This window comes from Streptomyces sp. NPDC087844, assembly GCF_044742785.1.
GTDB lineage: Bacteria > Actinomycetota > Actinomycetes > Streptomycetales > Streptomycetaceae > Streptomyces.
Map to the genome: position 1 here is coordinate 276,818 of NZ_JBIUVD010000008.1, position 21,461 is coordinate 298,278.

19 protein-coding genes are annotated in these 21,461 nt (G+C 71.4%); 10 read left to right on the plus strand and 9 right to left on the minus strand.

The features are described 5' to 3' along the window. The first annotated feature begins 12 nt into the window (after window positions 1–12). From ACIOKD_RS18850 to ACIOKD_RS18860, 3 genes are read left to right on the plus strand one after another with little or no spacing between them, the layout of a single operon-like run. Complete coding sequence (locus ACIOKD_RS18850; protein WP_402084923.1) at window positions 13–849, plus strand: alpha/beta fold hydrolase; 837 nt, start codon at window positions 13–15, stop codon at window positions 847–849. Beyond that, on the plus strand, window positions 846–1,322 hold the full coding sequence (locus ACIOKD_RS18855) for a heme-binding protein (protein ID WP_402084925.1): 477 nt from the start codon (window positions 846–848) through the stop codon (window positions 1,320–1,322). Before ACIOKD_RS18850 ends, ACIOKD_RS18855 begins: the two co-directional genes overlap by 4 nt. A 3-nt stretch (window positions 1,323–1,325) precedes the next feature. After that, window positions 1,326–2,321 (plus strand): methionine synthase II (cobalamin-independent)-like protein, encoded by a 996-nt coding sequence (locus ACIOKD_RS18860; protein WP_402084927.1) that lies wholly within the window; start codon window positions 1,326–1,328, stop codon window positions 2,319–2,321. Window positions 2,322–2,416: 95 nt separating this feature from the next. On the opposite strand, the gene ACIOKD_RS18865 is transcribed toward ACIOKD_RS18860, so the two are convergent. Beyond that, window positions 2,417–2,704: a putative quinol monooxygenase gene (locus ACIOKD_RS18865; RefSeq protein ID WP_402084929.1), complete on the minus strand. Its 288-nt coding sequence runs from the start codon at window positions 2,702–2,704 to the stop codon at window positions 2,417–2,419. 192 nt (window positions 2,705–2,896) lie between these two features. On the opposite strand from ACIOKD_RS18865, the gene ACIOKD_RS18870 reads away from it, so the two are divergent. The 5 genes from ACIOKD_RS18870 (at window position 2,897) to ACIOKD_RS18890 (ending at window position 9,524) form a co-directional block, all read left to right on the plus strand. Beyond that, on the plus strand, window positions 2,897–4,390 hold the full coding sequence (locus tag ACIOKD_RS18870; protein ID WP_402084931.1) for an aldehyde dehydrogenase family protein: 1,494 nt from the start codon (window positions 2,897–2,899) through the stop codon (window positions 4,388–4,390). Then, complete coding sequence (gene lhgO, locus ACIOKD_RS18875; protein WP_402084933.1) at window positions 4,383–5,588, plus strand: L-2-hydroxyglutarate oxidase; 1,206 nt, start codon at window positions 4,383–4,385, stop codon at window positions 5,586–5,588. The genes ACIOKD_RS18870 and lhgO overlap by 8 nt, the downstream gene beginning before the upstream one ends. Before the next feature lie 148 nt (window positions 5,589–5,736). Further along, window positions 5,737–6,597 (plus strand): amidohydrolase family protein, encoded by an 861-nt coding sequence (locus ACIOKD_RS18880; protein WP_402084936.1) that lies wholly within the window; start codon window positions 5,737–5,739, stop codon window positions 6,595–6,597. A 73-nt stretch (window positions 6,598–6,670) separates the two neighbouring features. Next, window positions 6,671–8,413 (plus strand): thiamine pyrophosphate-dependent enzyme, encoded by a 1,743-nt coding sequence (locus ACIOKD_RS18885; protein ID WP_402084938.1) that lies wholly within the window; start codon window positions 6,671–6,673, stop codon window positions 8,411–8,413. A gap of 13 nt (window positions 8,414–8,426) precedes the next feature. Beyond that, a complete protein-coding gene (locus ACIOKD_RS18890; RefSeq protein WP_402084941.1) occupies window positions 8,427–9,524 on the plus strand; it encodes an Ldh family oxidoreductase in 1,098 nt (365 codons plus the stop codon). 40 nt (window positions 9,525–9,564) lie between these two features. On the opposite strand, the gene ACIOKD_RS18895 is transcribed toward ACIOKD_RS18890, so the two are convergent. From ACIOKD_RS18895 to ACIOKD_RS18915, 5 genes are all read right to left on the minus strand, one after another. Beyond that, window positions 9,565–10,092, minus strand: coding sequence for an NUDIX hydrolase family protein (locus tag ACIOKD_RS18895; protein ID WP_328499113.1), 528 nt, complete (start codon window positions 10,090–10,092; stop codon window positions 9,565–9,567). A gap of 137 nt (window positions 10,093–10,229) precedes the next feature. Then, a complete protein-coding gene (locus ACIOKD_RS18900) occupies window positions 10,230–11,297 on the minus strand; it encodes an iron-siderophore ABC transporter substrate-binding protein (protein ID WP_402084943.1) in 1,068 nt (355 codons plus the stop codon). Beyond that, window positions 11,297–13,192, minus strand: a complete 1,896-nt coding sequence (locus ACIOKD_RS18905; RefSeq protein WP_402084945.1) for an ABC transporter ATP-binding protein — start codon at window positions 13,190–13,192, stop codon at window positions 11,297–11,299. Before ACIOKD_RS18905 ends, ACIOKD_RS18900 begins: the two co-directional genes overlap by 1 nt. After that, window positions 13,189–14,883 (minus strand): ABC transporter ATP-binding protein, encoded by a 1,695-nt coding sequence (locus tag ACIOKD_RS18910; protein WP_402084948.1) that lies wholly within the window; start codon window positions 14,881–14,883, stop codon window positions 13,189–13,191. The genes ACIOKD_RS18905 and ACIOKD_RS18910 overlap by 4 nt, the downstream gene beginning before the upstream one ends. Window positions 14,884–15,025: 142 nt before the next feature. After that, on the minus strand, window positions 15,026–16,369 hold the full coding sequence (locus tag ACIOKD_RS18915) for a lysine N(6)-hydroxylase/L-ornithine N(5)-oxygenase family protein (protein WP_402084950.1): 1,344 nt from the start codon (window positions 16,367–16,369) through the stop codon (window positions 15,026–15,028). 86 nt (window positions 16,370–16,455) lie between these two features. On the opposite strand from ACIOKD_RS18915, the gene ACIOKD_RS18920 reads away from it, so the two are divergent. Then, window positions 16,456–17,403: a methionyl-tRNA formyltransferase gene (locus tag ACIOKD_RS18920; protein ID WP_402084952.1), complete on the plus strand. Its 948-nt coding sequence runs from the start codon at window positions 16,456–16,458 to the stop codon at window positions 17,401–17,403. Window positions 17,404–17,429: 26 nt separating this feature from the next. After that, window positions 17,430–18,293 carry an acetylglutamate kinase gene (gene argB, locus ACIOKD_RS18925; protein ID WP_402085058.1) on the plus strand — a complete coding sequence of 288 codons (864 nt, stop codon included), beginning with the start codon at window positions 17,430–17,432 and terminating at the stop codon, window positions 18,291–18,293. Window positions 18,294–18,444: 151 nt separating this feature from the next. On the opposite strand, the gene ACIOKD_RS18930 is transcribed toward argB, so the two are convergent. From ACIOKD_RS18930 to ACIOKD_RS18940, 3 genes are read right to left on the minus strand one after another with little or no spacing between them, the layout of a single operon-like run. Continuing rightward, complete coding sequence (locus ACIOKD_RS18930) at window positions 18,445–19,299, minus strand: ABC transporter ATP-binding protein (RefSeq protein WP_402084954.1); 855 nt, start codon at window positions 19,297–19,299, stop codon at window positions 18,445–18,447. 4 nt (window positions 19,300–19,303) lie between these two features. Beyond that, window positions 19,304–20,428, minus strand: a complete 1,125-nt coding sequence (locus ACIOKD_RS18935; protein ID WP_402084957.1) for a FecCD family ABC transporter permease — start codon at window positions 20,426–20,428, stop codon at window positions 19,304–19,306. Further along, complete coding sequence (locus ACIOKD_RS18940) at window positions 20,425–21,447, minus strand: FecCD family ABC transporter permease (RefSeq protein ID WP_402084959.1); 1,023 nt, start codon at window positions 21,445–21,447, stop codon at window positions 20,425–20,427. The genes ACIOKD_RS18935 and ACIOKD_RS18940 overlap by 4 nt, the downstream gene beginning before the upstream one ends. Window positions 21,448–21,461: the final 14 nt, after the last annotated feature.

Here is a 21,461-nt window from a genome sequence, read left to right on the forward strand (position 1 = left end):
GAGTTACGCATTATGGCTTTCGCCGACTCCGACGGCACCTCCATCTTCTACGAGCGCCACGGCAGCGGCCCGGCGATCCTCTTCGTGCACGGCAGCGGCGGACACCACGCCGCCTGGTGGCAGCAAGTCGCCGCGCTGCGCAGCGAGTTCACGGTCGTCACGGTGGACCTGCGAGGCTTCGGCTCGTCCGACCCCCGTACCCGCCCCCAGGTCCGTCCGGACGCCGACTCCGCGCGCACCGAGTTCGACGGCCAGGACTTCCCCGGTGACGTCGTCGCCGTCCTCGACCAGGAGGACCTCACCGACGTCATGCTCGTGGGCCAGTCCATCGGCTCCGTCGCCGCGCTGCGGGCAGGGCTGCTGCGCCCCGAGCGGGTCGGCTCGGTCGTCCTCGGCCACTCCCTCGGCGGCATCGATCACCCCGAACTGAGGGAACTGGCCGCCACCGACCGCGCGGAGGCCGTGAAGCTGCCGGTCCTCGACCGCCTGCTCACCCGCCGCTTCCAGCAGGAGCGCGCCGATCTGACCTTCCTGTTCCAGCAGATGGGCACCTTCAACATCGCCAGGATGCAGGACCTGCGCAACCTCGACACGGACGGCCCGTCACTGGAGGACATCCGGACCTCGGGCGTCAAGGTCGCGTTCCTGGCCGGCGAGAAGGACGCGGTGCTCAGCGTGAAGACCGTGACCCGCGCCCATGAGCTGCTGCCCGGCTCCCACCTGGAGATCGTCGAGGGCGCCCCGCACTCCATGTACTGGGAGACACCCCAGCGGTACAACGCGGCCGTCGCCCGTCTGCGCCGCACCCTCACCGCACAGCCTGCCACCGCAACAGAGGACACCGTATGAGCAGTCTGACCCTGGACGCCGCCGAGGAGATCATCGACGCCGTCCACCAGCGCGCCCGGGAGATGGGGAAGGCGGTGAGTGCCGCCGTGGTGGACGCGGGCGGATTCCCGATCGCCATCCGCCGCCCGGACGGCGCCCGCCCCCTCACCCCGGACATCGCCCGAGCCAAGGCCTACACCGCGGCGATCATGCAGCGCCCCGGCACGATGCTGAGGAAGTGGCAGGAGAGCCAGCCGGTCTTCTTCGCCCAGCTCTCCCAACTCCCGGGCGCCGCAATGCCGATCATGGCCACCGAGGGCAGCCTCACCATCAAGAAGGACGGCGAGATCATCGGCGGCCTCGGCCTCGCGGGCGGCACCGCGGACGAGGACCAGCGGATCGCCGAAGAGGTCCTCGCGTCCCTCGGGTACGAGCTGGAGTTCGCCGCCTGGGGTGTCCCGGGCACGCCCGCGCCGTCCGGAAAGGAGGCGTGAACCATGGCGGACACGTACAACTACCGGATCGACCACCACGGCAGTCTGGTCCGGCCGGCCGACCTTGCCGCGATCGGCGTACAGCAGGCGGTCGAGGACGCCGTGACCCTGCAGCGCAGGCTGCGTTCCACGGTGGTCACCGACGGTGATCAACCGCGGGAGGACTTCCGCAGCGCGGTTTTCGACGCCGTCCCGGGATTCCGGCGTACGGACGAGACGGGCCCCGGCGGTCTGGTCCGCTGGGTCGCGGAATCCCTGCCCAAGTCGAACGGTCCGCTGCTCGCGGACTGGGCCGAGCGGCTCGCCGAACTGACGGTGATCGCGCCGAAGGCGTCGCTGCCCTCTCCGGCGTACCTCGCCGCCACCACGTACCGGCCCGGTCTCGGACCCTTCTCCGCCCGCGAGCTGGGCGAGGCCCTCGCGGAGATCGTCCGGACGGAGATCGAGCTGCTGATCTCCAAGGGCGCACGCCTGATCCAGCTCAACAACCCCCTTCTGCTGGGCCAGTTGGCGCCAAACCCCGCCGCTCCCGGCGCCCTCTCCTTCGAGGACGCCCTCGCCGTGGACGCGATGGCGCTACGGCTGGACGAGCGACCCGAGGGCGTACGCATCGGGGTGGCGCCCGGCTGGGCCGCACCGGCGGCGGTGGACCGGGCCCGCGCCGAGGAACTGTACGGCGGGATCGCGGCCGACCGCTGGATCCTGCCCTTCGACCAGGGGACGGCGGCCGAGCTCGACCTGCTCAGGGCGCTCCCGGAGGACCGGGACGTATGCCTGGGCGTGGTGGACGCGACCGTGCCCGAGCTGGAGGACCTCGACACACTGCTGGCCAGGATCGACGCGGCCGGCGAGGTGAAGGACCTGGAGGACGCGGCCGTCTCACCGTCGCGCGGGTTCGCCGACGTGGCGAGCCGACCGCTGCTCAGCGCCGAGGAACAGCGCCGCAAACTCGTCCTGGTCGAAACCCTGGCCCGCTACTGCTGGGGCAACGAGTTCTAGAACGCGCCCACACGGGCCGTTGCAAGGGGCGCAGGTTACGGCGCGACCAGCCACGTACAGCCCGCACCCGGAAGCGCACCCGAGCCCCGCAGGCGCTACAACGCCTCGGCGAAAGTGACCGCCCGGTCGGTCAGCAGCGGCCAGACCGTCCGGACGATCAACTCCTGAAAGTGCTCGGCCACCTTGTGCGCCTCGAACCCGTCCCGGTCGGCATACCTCTCGTACAGGAGAAAACCACCGGCCTCGTCCACCACGGAGTGCACCTCGTACGCCTCGTTGGCGGGCTCCGCACGCGTGTGCTCGCGCACCTTCAGCAGGGCGGCACGCACCGCGGGCTCGTCGGCGGGCTCGCACCGGTAGCGGGCGATCACTGCGTAGGCCATGTCGGTCTCTCCTCAGCGCTGTTCCGGCGGCCGGAGGGCTTCCGTACCGCCTCCGGCCCGCTGATTCCAGCATGGATCACCCGCCCGCCGACCGGCGCGAGGCGCAAGCAATGACTGCCGACACGGGGCTGGTGGCCCCCCGGCGACATGGTGTGTTGTCGCATCCGGCCCGCGACCAAGGAAGTGAACCTCATGCGTACTGTGGAAGCCCTGTCCGGCGGGGAGTGGGTGGCCACCGGTGAGTGGATCGACATCCACGATCCGGCTGACATCCGGGCGCCGATCGCCCGTGTACCCGCACTCACCGCCAAGGACGTCACCCGGGCCTACGACCACGCCGAACGGGCCTTCGCCGCCTGGAAGCGCGTCAGCCCCTTCGAACGGTCCCGCATCCTCACCGACGCGGCCCGGCTGATCCGCGAACGCGTCGACGAGATCGCCGCCGACGTGACCGCCGAGAACGGCAAGACCGTGGCCGAGGCGACCGGCGAGACCCTCAAGGCCGCCGACTTCCTGGAGTACTACGCCGGGCTCGCCCGCCAGGGCTACGGCACCCTCCTGCACGACGCACGGCCCCACCACCGCACCCACACCCAGCGCGAACCCATCGGCGTGATCCTCGTGATCAGCCCCTGGAACGACCCGTTGATCACCCCGGCCCGCAAACTCGCCCCGCTGCTCGCGGCCGGCAACGCGGCCGTGTTCAAGCCGGCCACCGAGACCCCCCTGGCGGGACTGCACTTCGCCCGCGCCCTGCACGACGCGGGACTGCCCGCCGGAGTCCTGAACGTGGTCACGGGCCGTACGGCCGAGATCGAGGAGGCGCTTCTCGACGACCCGCGGATCGCCGGAATCACCTTCACCGGCTCCAACGCCGTCGGGGGCCGTATCCGCCGCAGGCTCGCCGACCGCAACGTCCGCTTCCAGGGCGAACTGGGCGGCAAGAACGCCTCCGTGGTCCTGGGGGACGCCGACCTGCCGGCCGCCGCGAAGGCGGTCGTCGCCGCCTCCTTCGGACAGGCCGGGCAGCGGTGCACCGCGACCAGCCGGGTCGTCGTGGAGCGTCCCGTGTACGAGGAGTTCACCCGGTTGCTGGTGGCCGAGGTGGGGAGCCTGAGGACCGGGCCGGGCAGCGACCCCGCCACGACCCTGTGCCCCCTGTCCGGCCCCAAGCAGCGCGACAGCGTCCTCGCCGACCTGGACAGGGCCGTCGAACAGGGTGCCGTGGTCCTCGTCGGCGGCGGGGCCGACACCGAGGGGGAGCGGGCGCACGGCTGCTACGTACGGCCGACCGTGCTCGCCGACGTCACCCCCGAGTCGGAGATCTGGCGCGAGGAGGTCTTCGGCCCCGTCCTCGCGGTCCGCGCGGTCGACAGCTTCACCGAGGCCGTCGACGCCGTCAACGACTCCGACTACGGCCTCGCCGCCGCCGTCTTCACCCGTGATCTCGCCCGCGCGTACCGCTTCGCGGACGAGGTCGAGTGCGGGCAGGTCGCGGTCAACACCACGACCACCGGCTGGGACGTCCATCTGCCCTTCGGTGGGTTCCGCGACTCCGGTACGGCCTACAAGGAGCAGGGCGAGGAGGTCCTGCGCTTCTCGACGCGGGTGAAGACGGTAGCCGTCCACATCGGCGCACCGGATGCCGCGGAGCGGACCCGTGGCCCCCGTGGCTCCCGTGGCTGACGAGACGGTCGGCATCGTAGGGGCCGGCATCGTGGGCCTGGCCACGGGCCGCGAGATCGCCCTGCGCCGCCCCGGCACCCGGGTCGTCGTACTGGAGAAGGAGTACGAGGTCGCCGCCCACCAGACCGGGCACAACTCGGGCGTCGTACACGCCGGGATCTACTACGCACCGGGCAGCCTCAAGGCCGACCTGTGCGTGCGCGGGGTGTCCCTGCTGCGCGAGTACTGCCAGGAGCGGAAGCTCCCGTACGAGGAGAGGGGCAAGCTCGTCCTGGCCGTGCGCGACGACGAGTCGGGCCGGCTGGAGAACCTCTACGAGCGGGCCCGCAACAACCATGTCCCTGAGCTGCGCAGGGTCTCCAAGGAGGAGATCAGAGAGATCGAGCCGCACGCCGGCGGTATCGCGGCCCTGTACTCCCCGCGCACCGCGATCACCGACTACCGGGCGATCGCCCGGGAGTTCGCCGCGGACATCGAGTCCTCGGGCGGCGAGGTACGACTCGGCTTCCCCGTCGACGCTATCACCGGCGTCCCGGGCGGCATCGAGGTCGCCTCCGGCCGGGACGGGGACCGCCTGCGCGTCGACCGGCTGGTCCTGTGCGCGGGCCTCCACTCGGACACCGTCGCGAGACTCGCACAGGGCGGGAAGGAGCCGCGGACCGTCCCGTTCCGCGGCGAGTACATGCTCCTGAGACCGGAGCGGGCCGACCTCGTACGTGGGTTGATCTATCCGGTGCCGGACCCGCGCTACCCCTTCCTCGGTGTGCACTTCACCCCGCGCGTCGACGGCTCGGTCGAGGTCGGCCCGAACGCCGTCCTGGCCCTGGCCAGGGAGGGATACACGCGCGGCAGGATCTCGGTGCGGGACCTCGCGGGACTCGCCGCCTACCCCGGCTCCTGGCGGATGGCCGCCCGGCACTGGCGGACAGGCGTCAAGGAGTACCGCGGCTCCCTCTCCACGGCTGCCTTCATGAAGGACGCGCGGGCGTACGTCCCAGGGGTCGGCGTCCGTGACGTCGTGCGCGGCGGGGCCGGTGTCCGCGCCCAGGCACTGGACCGGGACGGCACGCTCGTGGACGACTTCCGCATCCACCGGGCGGGCCGGATCACCGCCGTCCGCAACGCCCCCTCGCCGGCCGCGACGGCCTCCATGGCCATCGCGGCGCACATCGCCGACGCGGTCCTCGCCGACGCGTGAAGCATCCGGGAACGCCCTGCGTACAGCGGCTGCGCGCGCAACAACAGCTTGCGCTCCCAGGTCTGCGCAAGGCCCGCAGTCGCGCCTAGCGTTCCTCCCGAACCACCCCACCACCCCACCACCCAGCGCAGCAGCAGGAGTTGAAGCCATGTTCGTCGTCGACACGCAGATCCACATCTGGACGGAAGAGACCCCGGACCGACCCTGGGTCCCGGGCGCCCGTGAGCGCATCCGCCTCAACGGCCACCGGGAGGAAGCCTTCTCGTACGAGGAGGCCCTGGAGCTGATGGACGAGGCCGGCGTCAACCGGGCGCTGATCCTTCCGCCGTCCTGGGAGGGCGACCGCATCGACTACGCCCTGGAGGCGTGCGAGGCGCACCCGGACCGCTTCGGGATCATGGCCCGCGTTCCGCAGAACAAGCCGGAGGAGGGCAAGGCGCTGCTGGCGGACTTCGCACAGAACCCGCATGTGAAGGGCGCCCGGCTCACCTTCCACCGGCCGATCGACCGCAACTGGATGATCGACGGCACCAACGACTGGTACTGGCCCCTCGCCGAGGAACTCCGTATCCCGACGATGGTCCACGCCCCGATCTGGAAGCGGGAACTCGGCGAGATCGCCACCAGGCACCCCGAGTTGAAGATCATCATCGATCACATGGGCATCATGGCCCGCTGCGTCGACGACGCGATCGGCTACTGGGTCCAGGAGACCGCCGACCTCGCCGCCCACCCGAACATCTACGTGAAGGTCTCGGCGCTCCCGGGCTACTCCACGCAGCCTTTCCCGAACAACAACATCCAGAAGTACGTGCGCGAGATGGTCGACAAGATGGGCCCGCGGCGCTGCTTCTACGGCACCGACATCACACGGCTGCTCGGCCACGGCATCACGTACACCGACACCATCGAGCAGTTCACCAAGCACTGGGACTTCACGCCCGAAGAGCTCGAATGGATCATGGGCCGCGGTATCTCCGAGGTCCTGAACTGGCCGATCGAGGGCTGAGGAACCACCGGAGATGCCAGCAGAGATGCCACCGGAGAAGCCACCAGGGATGCCACCAGGGATGCCACCAGGGATGACCGACACGACCAGTTCCCCGGGTGCCGACGGCGGAGACGCCCTCGTCACCGCCTTCAACGCCGTCGGCGCCGACTACCTCTTCTGCTCGTCGGGGTCCGAGTGGGCCCCCGTGTGGGAGTCCCTCGCCCGACGCCACCGGGACGGGCTGCCCTGTCCCGCCTACCTCGACCTGACGCACGAGACCGTCGCCGTCGGGATGGCCACCGGCTACGGCCTGGTGAGCCGTCGTCCCCAGGGTGTGCTGCTGCACGCCGCTCCCGGGCTGCTGCAGGGTTCCATGGCCGTGCACGGGGCGCTGCTCGCCGGCGTCCCCATGGTGGTGGCCTCCTCGGAGTCGACCACGTACGGCGACGGACCCGGCCAGGACCCGGGCGGCCAGTGGTACCGCAACCTCTCCATCGTGGGCGGCCCGCACGGCGTCGCCCGGCCCTTCACCAAGTGGGCCACCGAGGCCGCGAGCGTCCACACCCTGCCCGCCATGATCACGCGCGCCGCGGAACTGGCCTGGCGGGCCCCGGCAGGACCGGCGTACCTGAACATCCCGCTGGAGATCCTGCTGGAGGAGTGGGACGGCCGGGAGGCGCATCCCGTCGTGCCGCCGGGCTCCACCCACAGCTCGCCCGAGCAGGCCGACACGGTCGCGCGACTGATCCGGGAAGCCGGCAATCCGGTGATCGTGACCGAGACGGCGGGCCGCGAGGAGGGCGGCTTCGAAGCCCTGGTCGCCTTCGCCGAGGCCTGGAACCTCCCGGTGGTCGAGCCCGACTCGGCGGTCTGCGGCAACTTCCCGCGCAGCCATCCGCTGCACGCCGGCAGCGACATCGGGCCGTGGATGGACGAGGCGGACCTCATCCTCCTCGTCAACTGCCGCGCCCCCTTCTACCCTCCGTCCCGCCGCCCCTCCCGGGCGAGGGTCGTCGTCATCGACGAGGTGCCGCAGCGCCCGCACGTCGTCTACCAAGTCCTCTTCGCCGACGCATATTTGGAGGGCAACGTCACCAACACCCTGCGTCAGCTCGCCAAGCGGGCGAAGAATCCGGACGAGACCACCGCGGTCGTCCGGCGTACGGCACAGGAGGCACGGCACGGCTCCGAGCGGGACGCCATCGCCGCCGCCGAGGTGCAGGCCTCCGCCGGGGGAGAGGGCCGGGGAACGGATCGGGGAGCAGCCGCGGGTGTCGACCCCGTGCTCGTCGCCGCCACCCTGCGGGGTCTGCTCGAAGGCCGACGCGGCATCGTCGTCGACGAGACCATCACCCACAGCCGGACCGTCAGGCGCCATGTCAGGACCGACGCGCCCGACTCGTACTTCTACGTGCAGGGCGGGCTCGGCCAGGGCATCGCGGTCGCGCTCGGCGTCAAACTCGCCGCCCGGGAGCGCCCGGTGGTCCTCACGATCGGCGACGGCGCCTTCGCGTACAACCCGGTCGTCCCGTCGTACGACGCGTCGAGGGCGTATGAACTGCCCCTGCTGATCGTGGTGTTCAACAACCGTGCCTACAAATCGATGAACCTCAACCACCGCAGGTTCTATCCCGAGGGCGCTGCCGCCGGGACGGGGGAGTGGCTCGGCACCGATCTGCGCGGGCTGCCCCGACTGGCGCAGTTCGCGGAGCCGTTCGGCATGCACACCGAGACGGTCGACACGACGGACGCGCTCGCACCCGCGCTCGAACGCGCCCTCAAGGCCGTGTCGGAGGGCACCACCGCCGTCGTCGACGTCCTCGTCACCCGCTGACCCAGGAGACCCCATGTCCAACGCACCCACCAAGGTCCTGGTGCCCGCAGACGACCTGCGCGCCTTCTCCGCCGCCCTCCTGGAGAAGGGCGGTCTCAGCCCGGAGCACGCCGCCACCACCGCCGACGTGTTCGTCTGGGCCGCGCTGCGCGGCGTCGACTCCCACGGCATCGCCCGCGTCCCCGCCTATCTGGAACTGCTCGCCAAGGGCGTGGCCAACGCGCGTGCGCAGCTGCGGTTCGAGTCCAGCACCCCGGCCGCCGCCGTCCTGGACGCCGACCGGGCCCCCGGCCCGGTGGCCCTGAGCGCCGCCGCCGACGAGGCCGTGACACGGGCGAGGACCACCGGTATCGCCTCCGTCGGGGTGCGCGGCACCGTCCACACCGGAGCCATCGGCTACTACGTCTCGAAGATCGCCGAACAGGGGATGGTCGGACTCGGCTTCGTCGCCGGCATGCCCAACATGGGCTACACCGGTGTCAGGGGCGCCGCCGTCGCGACCAGCCCGCTCGCCGTCGCCGTACCGGCCGCCGAGCACGCCCCACTGCTCCTCGACATGGCCACCGCCACCATCGCCCTCGGGAAGATCCGCCAGGCCAGGGCGAGCGGGACCCCGCTGCCTCGGGGAGCGGCGGCCACCGAGGACGGCACCCCCACCACGGACCCGGAAAAGGCGGTCATGCCGCTGCCGCTGGGCGGCGCCAAGGGCTCGGGCATGTCACTCGCGTTCGAACTGCTCACCAGTGTGCTCGTCGGCGCGCCGATCCTCACCCCGTTCCACTCGGACGACCCGCAGGGGCGCGGGCACCGCCAGAACGCGCTGCTCATCGCCCTGGACCCGGCCGCGTTCGGAGGCGCGGAGGGGTTCACCGCGGCCGTCGACGCCACACTCGGCACCCTCAAGGGGCTGCCGGCGGCGGACGGCGCCGAGGGCGTCTTCTATCCGGGCGAGCGCAGCGCGGGCGTGGCCGCCGAGCGGGGCGCACGGGGGATTCCCGTGGCACCCAAGGTGTGGCGTGAGCTGACGGAGAACGCCGCGAGGTTCGGGATCACTCCGCCGACGCCGACGTCCACGTCCACTTCCACGTCGGCGTCCACTCCCACGGTCTGAGTGGACGCCGGGCTGCCGGACAGCGCGATCCCCGCACCCTTCAGGACAGGGCGCCCACATGCGCGAGGGCCTGCTTGAGAAGGGCTCCGTGGCCGCCCGGCATCTCGTTCAGGACCATGGGGGACGAAGCCTCCTGAGGGCTGAACCAGACCAGGTCGAGCGCGTCCTGGCGGGGACGGCAGTCGCCGGTCACCGGCACGATGTAGGCGAGCGACACCGCGTGCTGGCGGGGGTCGTGGAACGGAGTGTCCCCCAGCGTCGGGAAGTACTCGGCGACGGTGAAGGGCTGCAGCGAGGCCGGGACCCGGGGCAGCGCGACCGGGCCGAGGTCCTTCTCCAGGTGGCGCAGCAGTGCGTCCCTGACCCGTTCGTGGTGCAGTACCCGGCCGGAGACGAGCGCGCGGCTGACCGCTCCGCCCGACCCCATGCGGAGCAGCAGTCCGATGCTGGTCACTTCGCCGCTGTCGTCGACGCGCACCGGCACGGCCTCGACGTACAGGATCGGCATGCGGGCGCGTGCCTGCTCAAGCTCGTCGTGAGGCAGCCAGCCGGGCGTGGTTTCGGTCATGTCAGACATTGGTTGATCATACTTTCAGCCTCTGGTGTCGCGAGCGTGTCGCCCGACACAGCGTGGTCCGGGGCCACGGATCATCCGTGCCCCGGACCTTCTGTCCGCTGGGCCCCGCGGCAACCGCGAGGTCACTCTCAAGAGGTCGGTTCGGTCACCTTCGTGGCGGTGTCGCCGTCGACGGCCGCGGCCAACTGCGGCACCAGGCGCTCCAGCATGTAGGGCAGGCTCAGCACCGACACGAAGGACACGGAGTTGCCGTAGTCGCTGGTCTCCTCGACGAAGACCTCGCGGCCCTGCTTCACCACGTCCAGGTCGCCGTAGAGCGCGTTCTTGTGGAGCTTGGCCTCGTCCTTGGCCCTGTCCCCGACGATCCAGACGGCGGTGCCGGTGTTCAGCAGGTCGGTGCGCTCCTTGCTGATGTTGGCACCGAACTTGTCACCGATGACCTTGTCCAGGTCCGTCGGCAGTTTGAAACCGAGGTCGGTCAGGACCCGCGAGCGCGAGTCCTGGCTGCCGAAGACGAAGATGCCCTCGTACGGGGTCGCCATCACGCCGGTCGACTCGGCGAACTCGGGATTGTCCTTGGCGGCGGTCGCGAAGTCGGACTCGACGCCCTTCACGAGGTCCTTCGCCGCGGACTCCTGGCCGAGCGCCTTGCCGATGATCTCGGTCTGCTGCTGCCACGGCACACCGAAGTCGTTGTACTGCTTCGGCTGGGCCACGACCGGGGCGAACTTCGAGAGGGTCGTGTACTGGTCCTTCGTGAGGCCGCCGTAGACCGCGAGGATCAGGTCGGGCCTGAGGCCGGCGATCTTCTCGGTCTGCGGACCCGTGCCGGTGTCCTTCAGCACGGTCGGGGTCTTCCCGCTGCCCAGTTTGTCGGCGGCCCAGGGCCCGATGGCGCCCTTGTATCCGCCGAGCCACTCGGTGGTCCCGACGGGCACCTTGCCGAGGGCGAGTACGGCGTCCTGGTCGGTCAGCCCGACGGTCACGATCCGCTTCGGCTCGGACTTGACGGTGGTGTTGCCGTATTTGTGGGCCAGGGTCACCGGGAAGGCGCTGTTCGCGGACGCGGACTTGTCCGCGCCCGCCGCGTCCGAACCGGAGTCGTCGTCGGAGCCGCAGGCCGCCGCGGTGGTGAACAGGAGAAGTGCGGAGGCGAGCGTCGCGACAAGGCGTGCGCCTCTGGAAGAGCCGGGCATCAGTGGTCCTTCACGGTGGTGGTGTCAGGGCTGGTGGTGACGTGGCTGGTGGTGCTGTGAGAGCTGTGAGGGCCGTGGTGGTGCGTGGGGGTCCGGTCGGCCGTGGCGCGGGTGCCGGACCACGCCGCCCACAGGGAGGCGTAGGGGCCGGCCGCGGCGCACAGCTCGTCGTGGGTGCCGTTCTCCACGATCCGGCCGCCGTCCATCACGACGATCCGGTCCGCGGTGGCGGCCTGGGTGAGGCGGTGCGCGACGATCAGCGCCGTGCGGCCCTCGACCGCCCGGTCGGCCGCCTGCTCCAGGAGGCGGGCGCCGGTGCTGCCCGCCTCGGCGGTGGCCTCGTCCAGTACGGCCACCGGGGGATCGGCCAGTACCAGGCGGGCCAGGGCGAGTTGCTGGACCTGGGCGGAGGTGAGGCGGTGCCCGCCGTCGCCGACGACCGTGTCCAGGCCGTCGGGCAGCGCCCCGGCCCAGTCGAGGGCGTCCACCGTGGCCAGTGCCGTACGCAGTTCGTCGTCGGTGGCGCCGGCCCGCGCGAGCCGCAGGTCGTCCGCGAGCGGTCCGGCGAAGACGTGCGTCTCCTGGGTGACCAGCGCGACCGGCAGGCCTTCCCGGGGCACCCCGTCGTCGGTGGTCACGCGTACCGAGCCGGACGTCGGACGGTGTACGCCCGCGATGAGCTTGGCCAGGGTGGTCTTGCCGGCGCCGCTCACGCCGACCAGGGCCACCCGCTCACCCGCCCGGAGCGTGAGGTCCACGCCGTGCAGGACGGGGCGGCCCGGCTCGTAGGCGTGCCGGATGCCCGTCACGGTGACGGTGCCGTGCGCGTCCGACGGCCCGGCGAGCGAGGGCTCGGGGACGGACGGCTCCGGTGAGGGCTGGTCGGCGACTCCGACGAGGCGGGCGAGCGCGGCGGTCGCCGACTGCGCGTCGTCGAGGAGGACGAGAGCCTGGTTGACCGGCGAGAACAGGCTGTGGAAGTAGAGCGCGGCGGCCGTGGCCGTGCCGATGGACACCGATCCGCCGCGCACGAGCAGGAACCCGGTGACCAGGACCGCCGCGAGTCCGGCGTACTCGGCCACATGCAGCCGGTTGTAGAAGTTCAGCACCAGCCGTATGCCGCGCAGGGTCAGTTCGACCGCCGCCGACGACCGCCGGGTCACCCGTGCGGTGTGCTCCTCCTCAAGACGGAACGCCCGTACGGTGCCGGCGCCCGCGATGGTGTCCAGCAACTGCTGCTGCTGGGACCCGGTGGCGATCCGCTGCTCGGCGTAGAGCGGCACGGCGTTGCGTACGTACCAGCGGGCGGTGGAGGCCTGGACGGGCACCGCGATGAGTGCCGCGAGGAAGAACCGCCAGTCCAGCGCCGCCATCGCGGCCAGGGTCAGCACGATGGCCAGCAGGGAGCGGGCCAGTTCGGGCAGGGCCGAGCGCACCGCCTCGCCCACCACCGACACGTCCCGGGTGACCCGTGCGGTGAGGTCGCCCGCCCCGGCCCTCTCCACCTGTTCCAGGGGCAGTCGCAGCGCCTTCTCGACGAACCGCTCGCGCAGTTGCGCCAGGACGGTCTCGCCGAGCCGGGACACAAGTGCCAGACCCACCACGGTGGTCCCGCCCTGGGCGAGGGCGACCAGCACCAGCAGGACGACCGGCAGGGTGATGCTCCCCGGCGGGCGGTGGCCGGCGACCAGGTCCACGATGCGGCCGAGCAGCGGCTGGACCAGCAGGCCGACAGCGGTGGCCACGACCATCATGGCGAACCCGCCGAGGGCCAGTCGGCGGTGCGGGCGCACGAGTGCGCGTACGGCGGCACGGGTGCGGGCCTGTGTCGCGGTGGGCAGCAGCTCCCGGCCCGGGGTGCTGGTGTCGCTCAGGCCGGCGGCGGTGTCACTCATGCCAGAACCGCCGTTCGGTAGGTCTCATGACGGGCTATCAGGTCGGCGTGCGGGGCCGTGTCGGTGACCCGGCCGCCGTCGAGCAGTACGACCCGGTCCGTCACGGCGAGCAGTGCGGGGCTGGTGGTCACCAGGACCGTGGTGCGGCCCTTGCGGACCTCGCGCAGGCCGGTCGCGATGCCCGCCTCCGTCACGGCGTCGACCGCCGTGGTCGGATCGTGGACCACCAGGACGGCACGGTCGGCGGCCAACGCACGGGCCAGCGCCACCCGTTGGCGCTGCCCGCCGGAGAGCGAGCGGCCGCGCTCACTGACCGCGGTCTCCTCGCCCTCGGGCAGTGTCTGCGCGACCTGGGCCACTCCGGCCGCCGTCATGGCGGGTCCGGGGTCGCCGGACGCGGGAGCGGCGGCCGTCACGTTGTCGCGGACGGTGCCTTCGAAGAGGTCCGCGTCGTGCTCGGCCACCAGCAGGGCCGTACGCATCTCGGCCGGGTCCAGGTCCCGCAGGGACACGCCGTCCAGCTCCACCGTGCCCGCGTCGGGGTCGGCCCGCCGGGCCAGGCAGCGCAGCAGATCGGTCGCGTGGGCGGGGTCGGTGGCGACCACTCCGAGCAGCTCGCCGGGTGCGATGTCCAGGTCCACCTCGCGCAGTCCGCCGTGGCTGACGCCAACCAGCCGCAGCGCGCCGCGCACCTCCGCCGGCAGGCTCAGGTCGCCGGCGGTGACGCCGTGCGGGGTGGCCAGGACCTCCGCGACCCGGCCGGCCGAGGCGCGGCCCTGGGCGAGTTCGGCGTTGACCCAGGCGAGTACTTCGAGGGGGCCGACCAGGAAGAGCGCGAGTCCGACCGCCGACACCAACTGGCCGAGACTGATGGTGCCTTCGGCGGCCAGCCGTCCGCCGACCAGAGCGACCAGGGCGATCAGGCAGCCGGTCAGGGAGAGCACCATGCCGCTCTGGAAGGCCTGTGCGCGGGCCGCCTTCAGTGTGGCCGCCAGGGAGTCGCGGCTGGTGGTGCGGTAGCGGGCGATGGCCGCCGACTCGCCGCCGATTCCCTTGAGGATCCTGAGGCCGGCCACCAGGTCCGCGGCGACGGCGGAGGCGTGTGCCGCGCGCTCCTGCTCGGCCTCGCTGCGGGTCTCCAGGGGCTTGCTCAGCAGATGCCCGAACCAGAGCAGCACGGGTGTGCCGAGGAGGACGACGAGGCCGAGCATGACCGACGTACGCAGCAGGACGAAGGCGCAGGTGAGGATGCCGGCCAGGGACGCGATCCCGTACATCACGGCCGTGTTGACGCCGCCGACCCGCTTGGCGTCCTCGGTCGCGGTGTTGGCGAGGGCTCCGGGCAGCCGGCCGTCCTCGGCGCCACCGCCGGGGTGCAGTACCCGTCGTACGAGGGCGATGCGCAGGGAGTGTTCGGCCCGGACCGCGGACCGGTCACCGGCCCAGGCACCGAAGCGGAAGGACAGGGCCAGCCCGACATACACCACGGCGAGGACGCCGAGCCACAGGAGGAGGGCGCCGGTGTCGGAGCCGGTGACGGCCCGGTCGATCACCACGCCGATCAGAACCGGAACCAGGGCTTCCCCGACTTGGTGTCCGGACGCGAGCAGTGCGCCGAGACCGACGTCCCGGCGTTGCTCCCTGACCGACTCCCGCAGGACGTCACGTCCTGACGGACATGTAGGACTCACCCGCAACCCCTCCGGGATCGGACGAAGAAAACTTAGGTGAGGCTACTCTAAGTTGCTGACCATGGCATTGCCCAGGGCGGGCACGCGTGCGAGAGCCCCGCGCGGGCGTGGTGTGGTGTCACACCCGCGCGGGGCCGGCCCCTCAGCCCGCCGAGAGCGCCAAGTCGCTCGCGCGGTGGGCGATCAGGGACTCCAGGATCTCGCCGGACCGTACCGCCGTGGTGGACAGCAGGGTCGAGGTGAGACCGTGCGTGTGCTCGGTCGCGCCCTGCAGATAGATGCCCGCGGTGACATCGCCGGTGAGCTCGACGCGGTGGTCGCGACCGACGCGTACGGCGTCCTTGTCGTCCCGCAGGCAGAGTTTCGCGGTTCTGCCCAGCAGGGTGTCGAGGTCTCTGGGGCGGTAGCCGGTCGCGTGGACCAGCAGGTCCGCGGCGATCACCTCCCGTTCCCCGGTGGGGAGATACTCGACGGTGACCTCCAGGTGGTCGTCGAGGCTGCGGACGTCCCGGATGCGGGACACGTTGCGCAGGTGCAGCCGCTCGCGGCCCTGGACCTTCTCGCGGTACATCGTCGCGTACAGCGACTCGATGAGGTCCATGTCGACCACCGAGTAGTTGGTGCTGCGGTGGTAGTCGACCAGGGACTGTTTCACCTCCGGCGTGGACCGGAAGTAGACGTCCACGGCCTCCGGGTCGAAGATGCGGTTGGCGAACGGGCTGTCGTCGGCGGGTGTGTACCCGTACTTGGCGAAGATCGCGCAGATCTCCGCCCCGGGGAAGGACCGGTGCAGGTAGTCGAGTGCCTCGGCGCCGCTCTGGCCCGCGCCGAGCACCAGGACGCGGCCCACCGCGTCGCCGTCGCCGGAGGCGGTCAACTCGCGCACGCGCGGCACGAGTTCGCTGTTGTGCCAGATGCGGTCGGACAGGGCGGTCTCCGGGGGCAGATGCGGCTCAAGACCGACGGCGACCGAGATGTTCCGGGCCCGCCGGGTGACGGTCCGGCCCGGTTCGCCGGGTACACGGCTGACGACGTCCAGCCAGCGGATCTCCCCGTCGGGTCCGGTCACCGGATCGACGGACACCACCTCGTCCGAGTAGTCGACGAGGTGTGCGACCCGGGAGGCCGCCCACTCGAAGTACTCGTGGAACTCGATCCGCAGGGGGAACAGCGTCTTGGCGTTGAGGAAGTCCACCATCCTGCCCCGCTCGCGCAGGAAACACAGGAAGCTGAAGTCGCTGGTCGGGTTGCGCATGGTGACCAGGTCCTTGAGAAAGGACACCTGCATCGTGGCGTCTTCGATGAGCATGCCCCGGTGCCAGCCGAACGACGGCTGACGCTCCAGGAATCCCGCGCGGATCCGGTTCCCCGGAGCGGCTTGGGCGTTGTGTTCCTCAACCGCGATGGCCAGTGCGAGATTTGACGGCCCAAACCCTATACCGAGCACGTCAAGGACGGCGTCCGGTTCGTCGTGCAGTGCGTTCACCGCAACTTTTCCTTCCCCTAGGCGCCACTGATGTTAAATAAGGTTAGCCTTACCTTGCAATGGTGTGTCCTAAGAGAGGATCGACTATGCGGGTCGTCATGTTCGGCTACCAGACCTGGGGGCATCGCACCCTCCAGGCTCTGTTGGACTCCGACCACGAGGTGGTCCTGGCCGTGACCCACCCCAGGAGCGACCACGTGTACGAGAGGATCTGGGACGACTCGGTGGCCGATCTGGCAGAGAAGCACGGCGTACCGGTGCTGCTGCGCAACCGGCCCGACGACCCCGAGCTCCTCGCGGCGCTGAAGGACGCGGAGCCGGACCTGATCGTCGCCAACAACTGGCGCACGGTGCTGCCCCCGGAGGTCTTCGACCTGCCGCCCCACGGCACGCTCAACATCCACGACTCGCTGCTCCCGGCCTACGCGGGCTTCTCCCCGCTGATCTGGGCCCTCATCAACGGCGAGCGGGAGGTCGGTGTCACCGCGCACCGGATGAACGCCGAACTCGACGCCGGTGACGTCCTGTTGCAGCGGGCCGTGCCGGTCGGCGCGGCCGACACCGTCGCCGACCTGTTCCACCGCACGGTCGACCTGATCGGCCCGGTCGTGAACGAGTCGCTCGACCTCATCGCCTCGGGCCGCGCCCAGTGGGTACCGCAGGACCGCAGCCGGGCCAGCTTCTTCCACAAGCGGTCCCTGGAGGACAGCAGGATCGACTGGACCTGGCCGGCACAGGACATCGAGCGCCTGGTACGGGCCCAGTGCGACCCGTACCCGAACGCCTTCACCCATCATCGCGGGCAGCGGATCCGGATCGTCGAGTCAGCGGTGTCGCAGGGCCGTTACGGCGGCACCCCGGGACGGATCTTCATCCGGGAGGGCGACGGAGTGGTCATCGTCGCCGGCACGGAGGCGCGGAACGGGCGACTGCGCGGGCTGGTCGTCAAGCGGGTCCGCACCGAGGACGGGGCGGAGCACGCGGCGAGCGACTACTTCCGCACGATGGGCGGCTATCTCACGGGTCGCCCGTGAGCGGCACGGCGGTGGCCGGCGGGGCCGTGTCGGCGGACCTGATCGAGAGGCTCGTAGCGCTCGAACCCCTGCGCGGACACACGGTCGTCGTCAAGTACGGCGGCCACGCGATGACCGACGACACGCTCCGGCGGGCCTTCGCCCAGGACGTCCTCACCTTGTACCGGGCGGGCGTCCGGCCGGTCGTGGTGCACGGCGGTGGCCCGCAGATCGCCGCCCACCTGGACCGGCTCGGGCTCAGGTCCGACTTCCTGAACGGGCTTCGGGTCACCACTCCCGAGACCATGGAGGTCGTACGGATGGTGCTGTCGGGCAAGGTCCAGAAAGACCTGGTCGGACTGCTGAACGAGCACGGGCCGCACGCGGTGGGCCTCAGCGGCGAGGACGGGCACACCCTCACCGCCGTCAAGCGGTATGCCCAAGTCGGCGGTGAGAGCGTGGACATCGGTCTGGTCGGGGATGTGGCGCGGGTCAACACCGCTGTCGTACGGCTTCTGTTGGAGGGCGGCCACATCCCGGTGGTCTCCTCCGTGGGGCGCGGCGAGGACGGGCAGGTCTACAACGTCAACGCGGACACGGCGGCCGGGGCGTTGGCCGCCGCGCTGGGGACGGCGGTTCTGGTGGTTCTCACCGATGTGCCGGGGCTGTATGCCGACTGGCCCGCGAGTGAGCGGGTGGTCGACCGGATCGCGGTGGGGGAGTTGGAGCGGGTGCTGCCGGGGTTGGCCGGCGGGATGGGGCCGAAGATGGAGGCGTGTCTGCGGGCCGTGCGGGGCGGGGTGGGGGTTGCCCGGGTTCTTGACGGGCGGGCGCCGCACGCCTTGCTCGACGGGTTGGTCGGTGGGGTGGGGGTGGGGACGGCTGTTGTGCCGGACGACGTCGTCGGCTGAGGGGGTGGCGTTGTGGGGCGCGCGCCGTTCCCCGCGCCCCTTGCAAGATCAAAAGATTGCGCCGTTCCCCGCGCCCCTGAGGGCAACGGCAAAAGATTGCGCCGTTCCCCGCGCCCCTGGAGGGTGACCCCGTGCCCCTGGGTCGGTGTCCTCAGTCCGGGGTGGGGAGGGCCGGTTCCAGGGGGGCGCTGTGGTGGCGGCCCATCGGGATGACCAGGGGGGTGCCGCTGACCGGGTCCATCGTGATGCGGCAGGTCAGGTCGAAGACGTACTCGACCGTCTCGGCGGTGATGACCTCCGCCGGGCTGCCCTCGGCGACGATCTTCCCGGACTTCATGGCGACCACGTGATCGGCGTACCGGCAGGCCTGGTTGAGGTCGTGCAGGACCATCACGACCGTGCGGTTCTCCCGGCGGTTGAGGTCGGTGACCAGGTCCAGGACGTCGATCTGGTGGGCCAGGTCGAGGTACGTCGTCGGCTCGTCGAGGAGCAGTACGGGCGTGCCCTGGGCGACCGCCATGGCGATCCAGGCGCGCTGCCGCTGGCCGCCGGAGAGTTCGTCGACGGGCCGGTCGGCGAGGTCCGTCATGTTGGTCGCGGCCAGCGCCTGGTGCACGGCCTGCTCGTCCGCCTTCGACCACTGCCGCCACCAGGTCTGGTGCGGCGAACGCCCCCGGTTGACCAGGTCGATGACGGTCAGCCCCTCGGGCGCCACCGGACTCTGCGGCAGGATGCCGAGCCGCTGGGCCAGCTCCCTGCTCGGGATGGACTGCAGCGCCCGGCCGTCGAGGTGTACGGCGCCCTCCTTGGGAGCCAGCAGCCGGGCCAGCGCCCGCAGCAGGGTCGACTTGCCGCACGCGTTGGCGCCGACGATGGCCGTGATCCGGCCGGGCGGGATCGCCAGGTCGAGGCCGTCGACGACCAGGCGGTTGTCGTACGCCAGCCGCAGACCGCTCGCCCGCAGGTCGGGATCGGGGCCGGGGGTCGACAGGTGTTCGACCGACATGGGATCAACCTCCTGAGCCCGCGCGGTTGGCGCGGACGAGCAGCCAGAGCAGGACCGGCGCGCCGAGCACACCGGTGACGATGCCGACCGGCAGTTCCGTGCCGGAGATGAGCGTACGGGCGATGAGGTCGCCGCCCAGGACCACCAGCGCCCCGGTCAGTCCCGAGGCGACGGTGGGCGGCCAGGCCGTGCCGGCCAGCCGTTGCGCGATCTGCGGGGCGGCGAGTGCCACGAACGCCACGGGCCCCGCGGACGCGGTGGCGAAGGCGATCAGACCGACCCCGGTGAGCAAAATGGCCAGGCGGACGGGCTGTACGCGCGTACCGAGGCCGGTCGCCACGTCGTCACCGAGCTGGAGGGTGCGCAGCAGACGCCCCAGCAGCAGGGCCGTCGGCAGCAGCACGGCCAGCGCGATGGCGAGCGGGCCCACCTGCCCCCAGGTGCGGCCGTTGAGGTTGCCCACCAGCCAGCCCAGCGCGGCCTGCGCCTGGAAACGTCCGCCCCTGGCCACGAGGAAGTCGGTGGCGCTCGTGCAGATCCAGGCCACGCCGATGCCCACCAGGATGATCCGGTAGCCGGTGGTGCCGCGCCGCCAGGCCAGTGCGTAGACGGTCAGGGCGGTGACCAGGGCGCCGAACAGTCCGAGCGCCTGGGTGCCCAGGCCGCCGTCCCAGCCCAGCACGATGCCCGCGACGACCGCGGTGCCCGCGCCCTGGGTGAGGCCGATCATGTCAGGGCTGGCCAGCGGGTTGCGGGTCATGGTCTGGAACAGCGCGCCGGAGACCCCGAAGGCGATCCCGGCGAGGAGTCCGACCAGGGCGCGGGGCAGCCGCAGTTCCTCCACCACGAGGACGGTGCCGGGGTCGCCGGAGCCCAGCAGGGCCCGTACGACGTCGGTGAAGCCGATCGGGTAGTCGCCGGTCGTCAGGCCCCAGCAGAACAGGACGAAGGTGCCCGCGGCGAGCAGCACGGACAGGGCCACAAGGCGGGGGCGGAAGACACCGGAGACGGGCGGGAACGCCAGCCGGTAGGTGCGGTGATGGGCGGACCCGGCCGAACAGGTCGTCGCGGCAGGGGACTTGAGGGCGGTTCGGGGGACGGGGTCGGACTTCTGCTGCGGCACGCTCACACCTCCGCAAGATTGCGCCGACGGACCATGGCGATGAAGAACGGACCGCCGATGAAGGCGACCAGCACACCCGCCTGGATCTCGGTGGGCCGTGCCACGAGGCGTCCGAGGATGTCCGCGGCCAGCAGCAGGACGGGAGCGAGGACCGCCGACAGGGGCAGCAGCCAGCGCTGGTCGGGGCCGATGCCCGCCGACTGGGCGAGCACGCGGGCCACATGCGGGACCACCAGGCCGAGGAAGACCACCGGGCCGATGACCGCGACCGCGGCCCCGGTCAGCAGGGTGATCGCCGCGACGCCCGCCAGCCGGACCAGGCCGAGACGCCGGCCGAGCGAGGCCGCCACGTCGTCGCCGAGGGCCAGGCTGTTGAGGGCCGGGGCGCAGGCCAGCGCCAGGACCGCGCCGATGACGAGGAAGGGCAGGACCCGCCACACCATGCCGGTGTCGGCCTCCGCGAGCGAACCGGCGGACCAGAACCGGTACTTGTTGAGCGCGTCCACGTCGGTGAGCACGATGGCCTGCGTGAACGACCACAGCATCGAGGTGACGGCGATGCCCGCGAGTGCCAGCTTCACCGGGGTCATCCCGGACCGCCCGAGACCGCCCAGCAGATAGACGGCCACCGTGGCGATCAGCGCCCCGGCGAACGCGAACCACACATATCCGTACAGCGAGTTGATGCCGAGTACGCCGACGGCGAGCACGATGGCGAAGGCGGCGCCCGCGCTGACCCCCAGTACCCCGGGGTCGGCGAGCGGATTGCGGGTCAGCGCCTGCATCAGTGCCCCGGCCAGCCCGAGGGCCGCGCCCGCGGTGAGCCCGAGCGCGGTGCGCGGCACGCGTGCCGACCAGACGACGTTGTCCACGAACCTGCTCGGCGCTTCACCGAACAGAGCCGATATCACCTGGTCCGGCGGGATGTTGGCCGCGCCGAGCGCCAGCGACAGCAGACACAGGACGGCCAGGACGGTACCCAGCAGTGTCACGAGAAGGACAGGGCGCACTCTCTTGCCCGTCACCTTGCGGTCTCCAA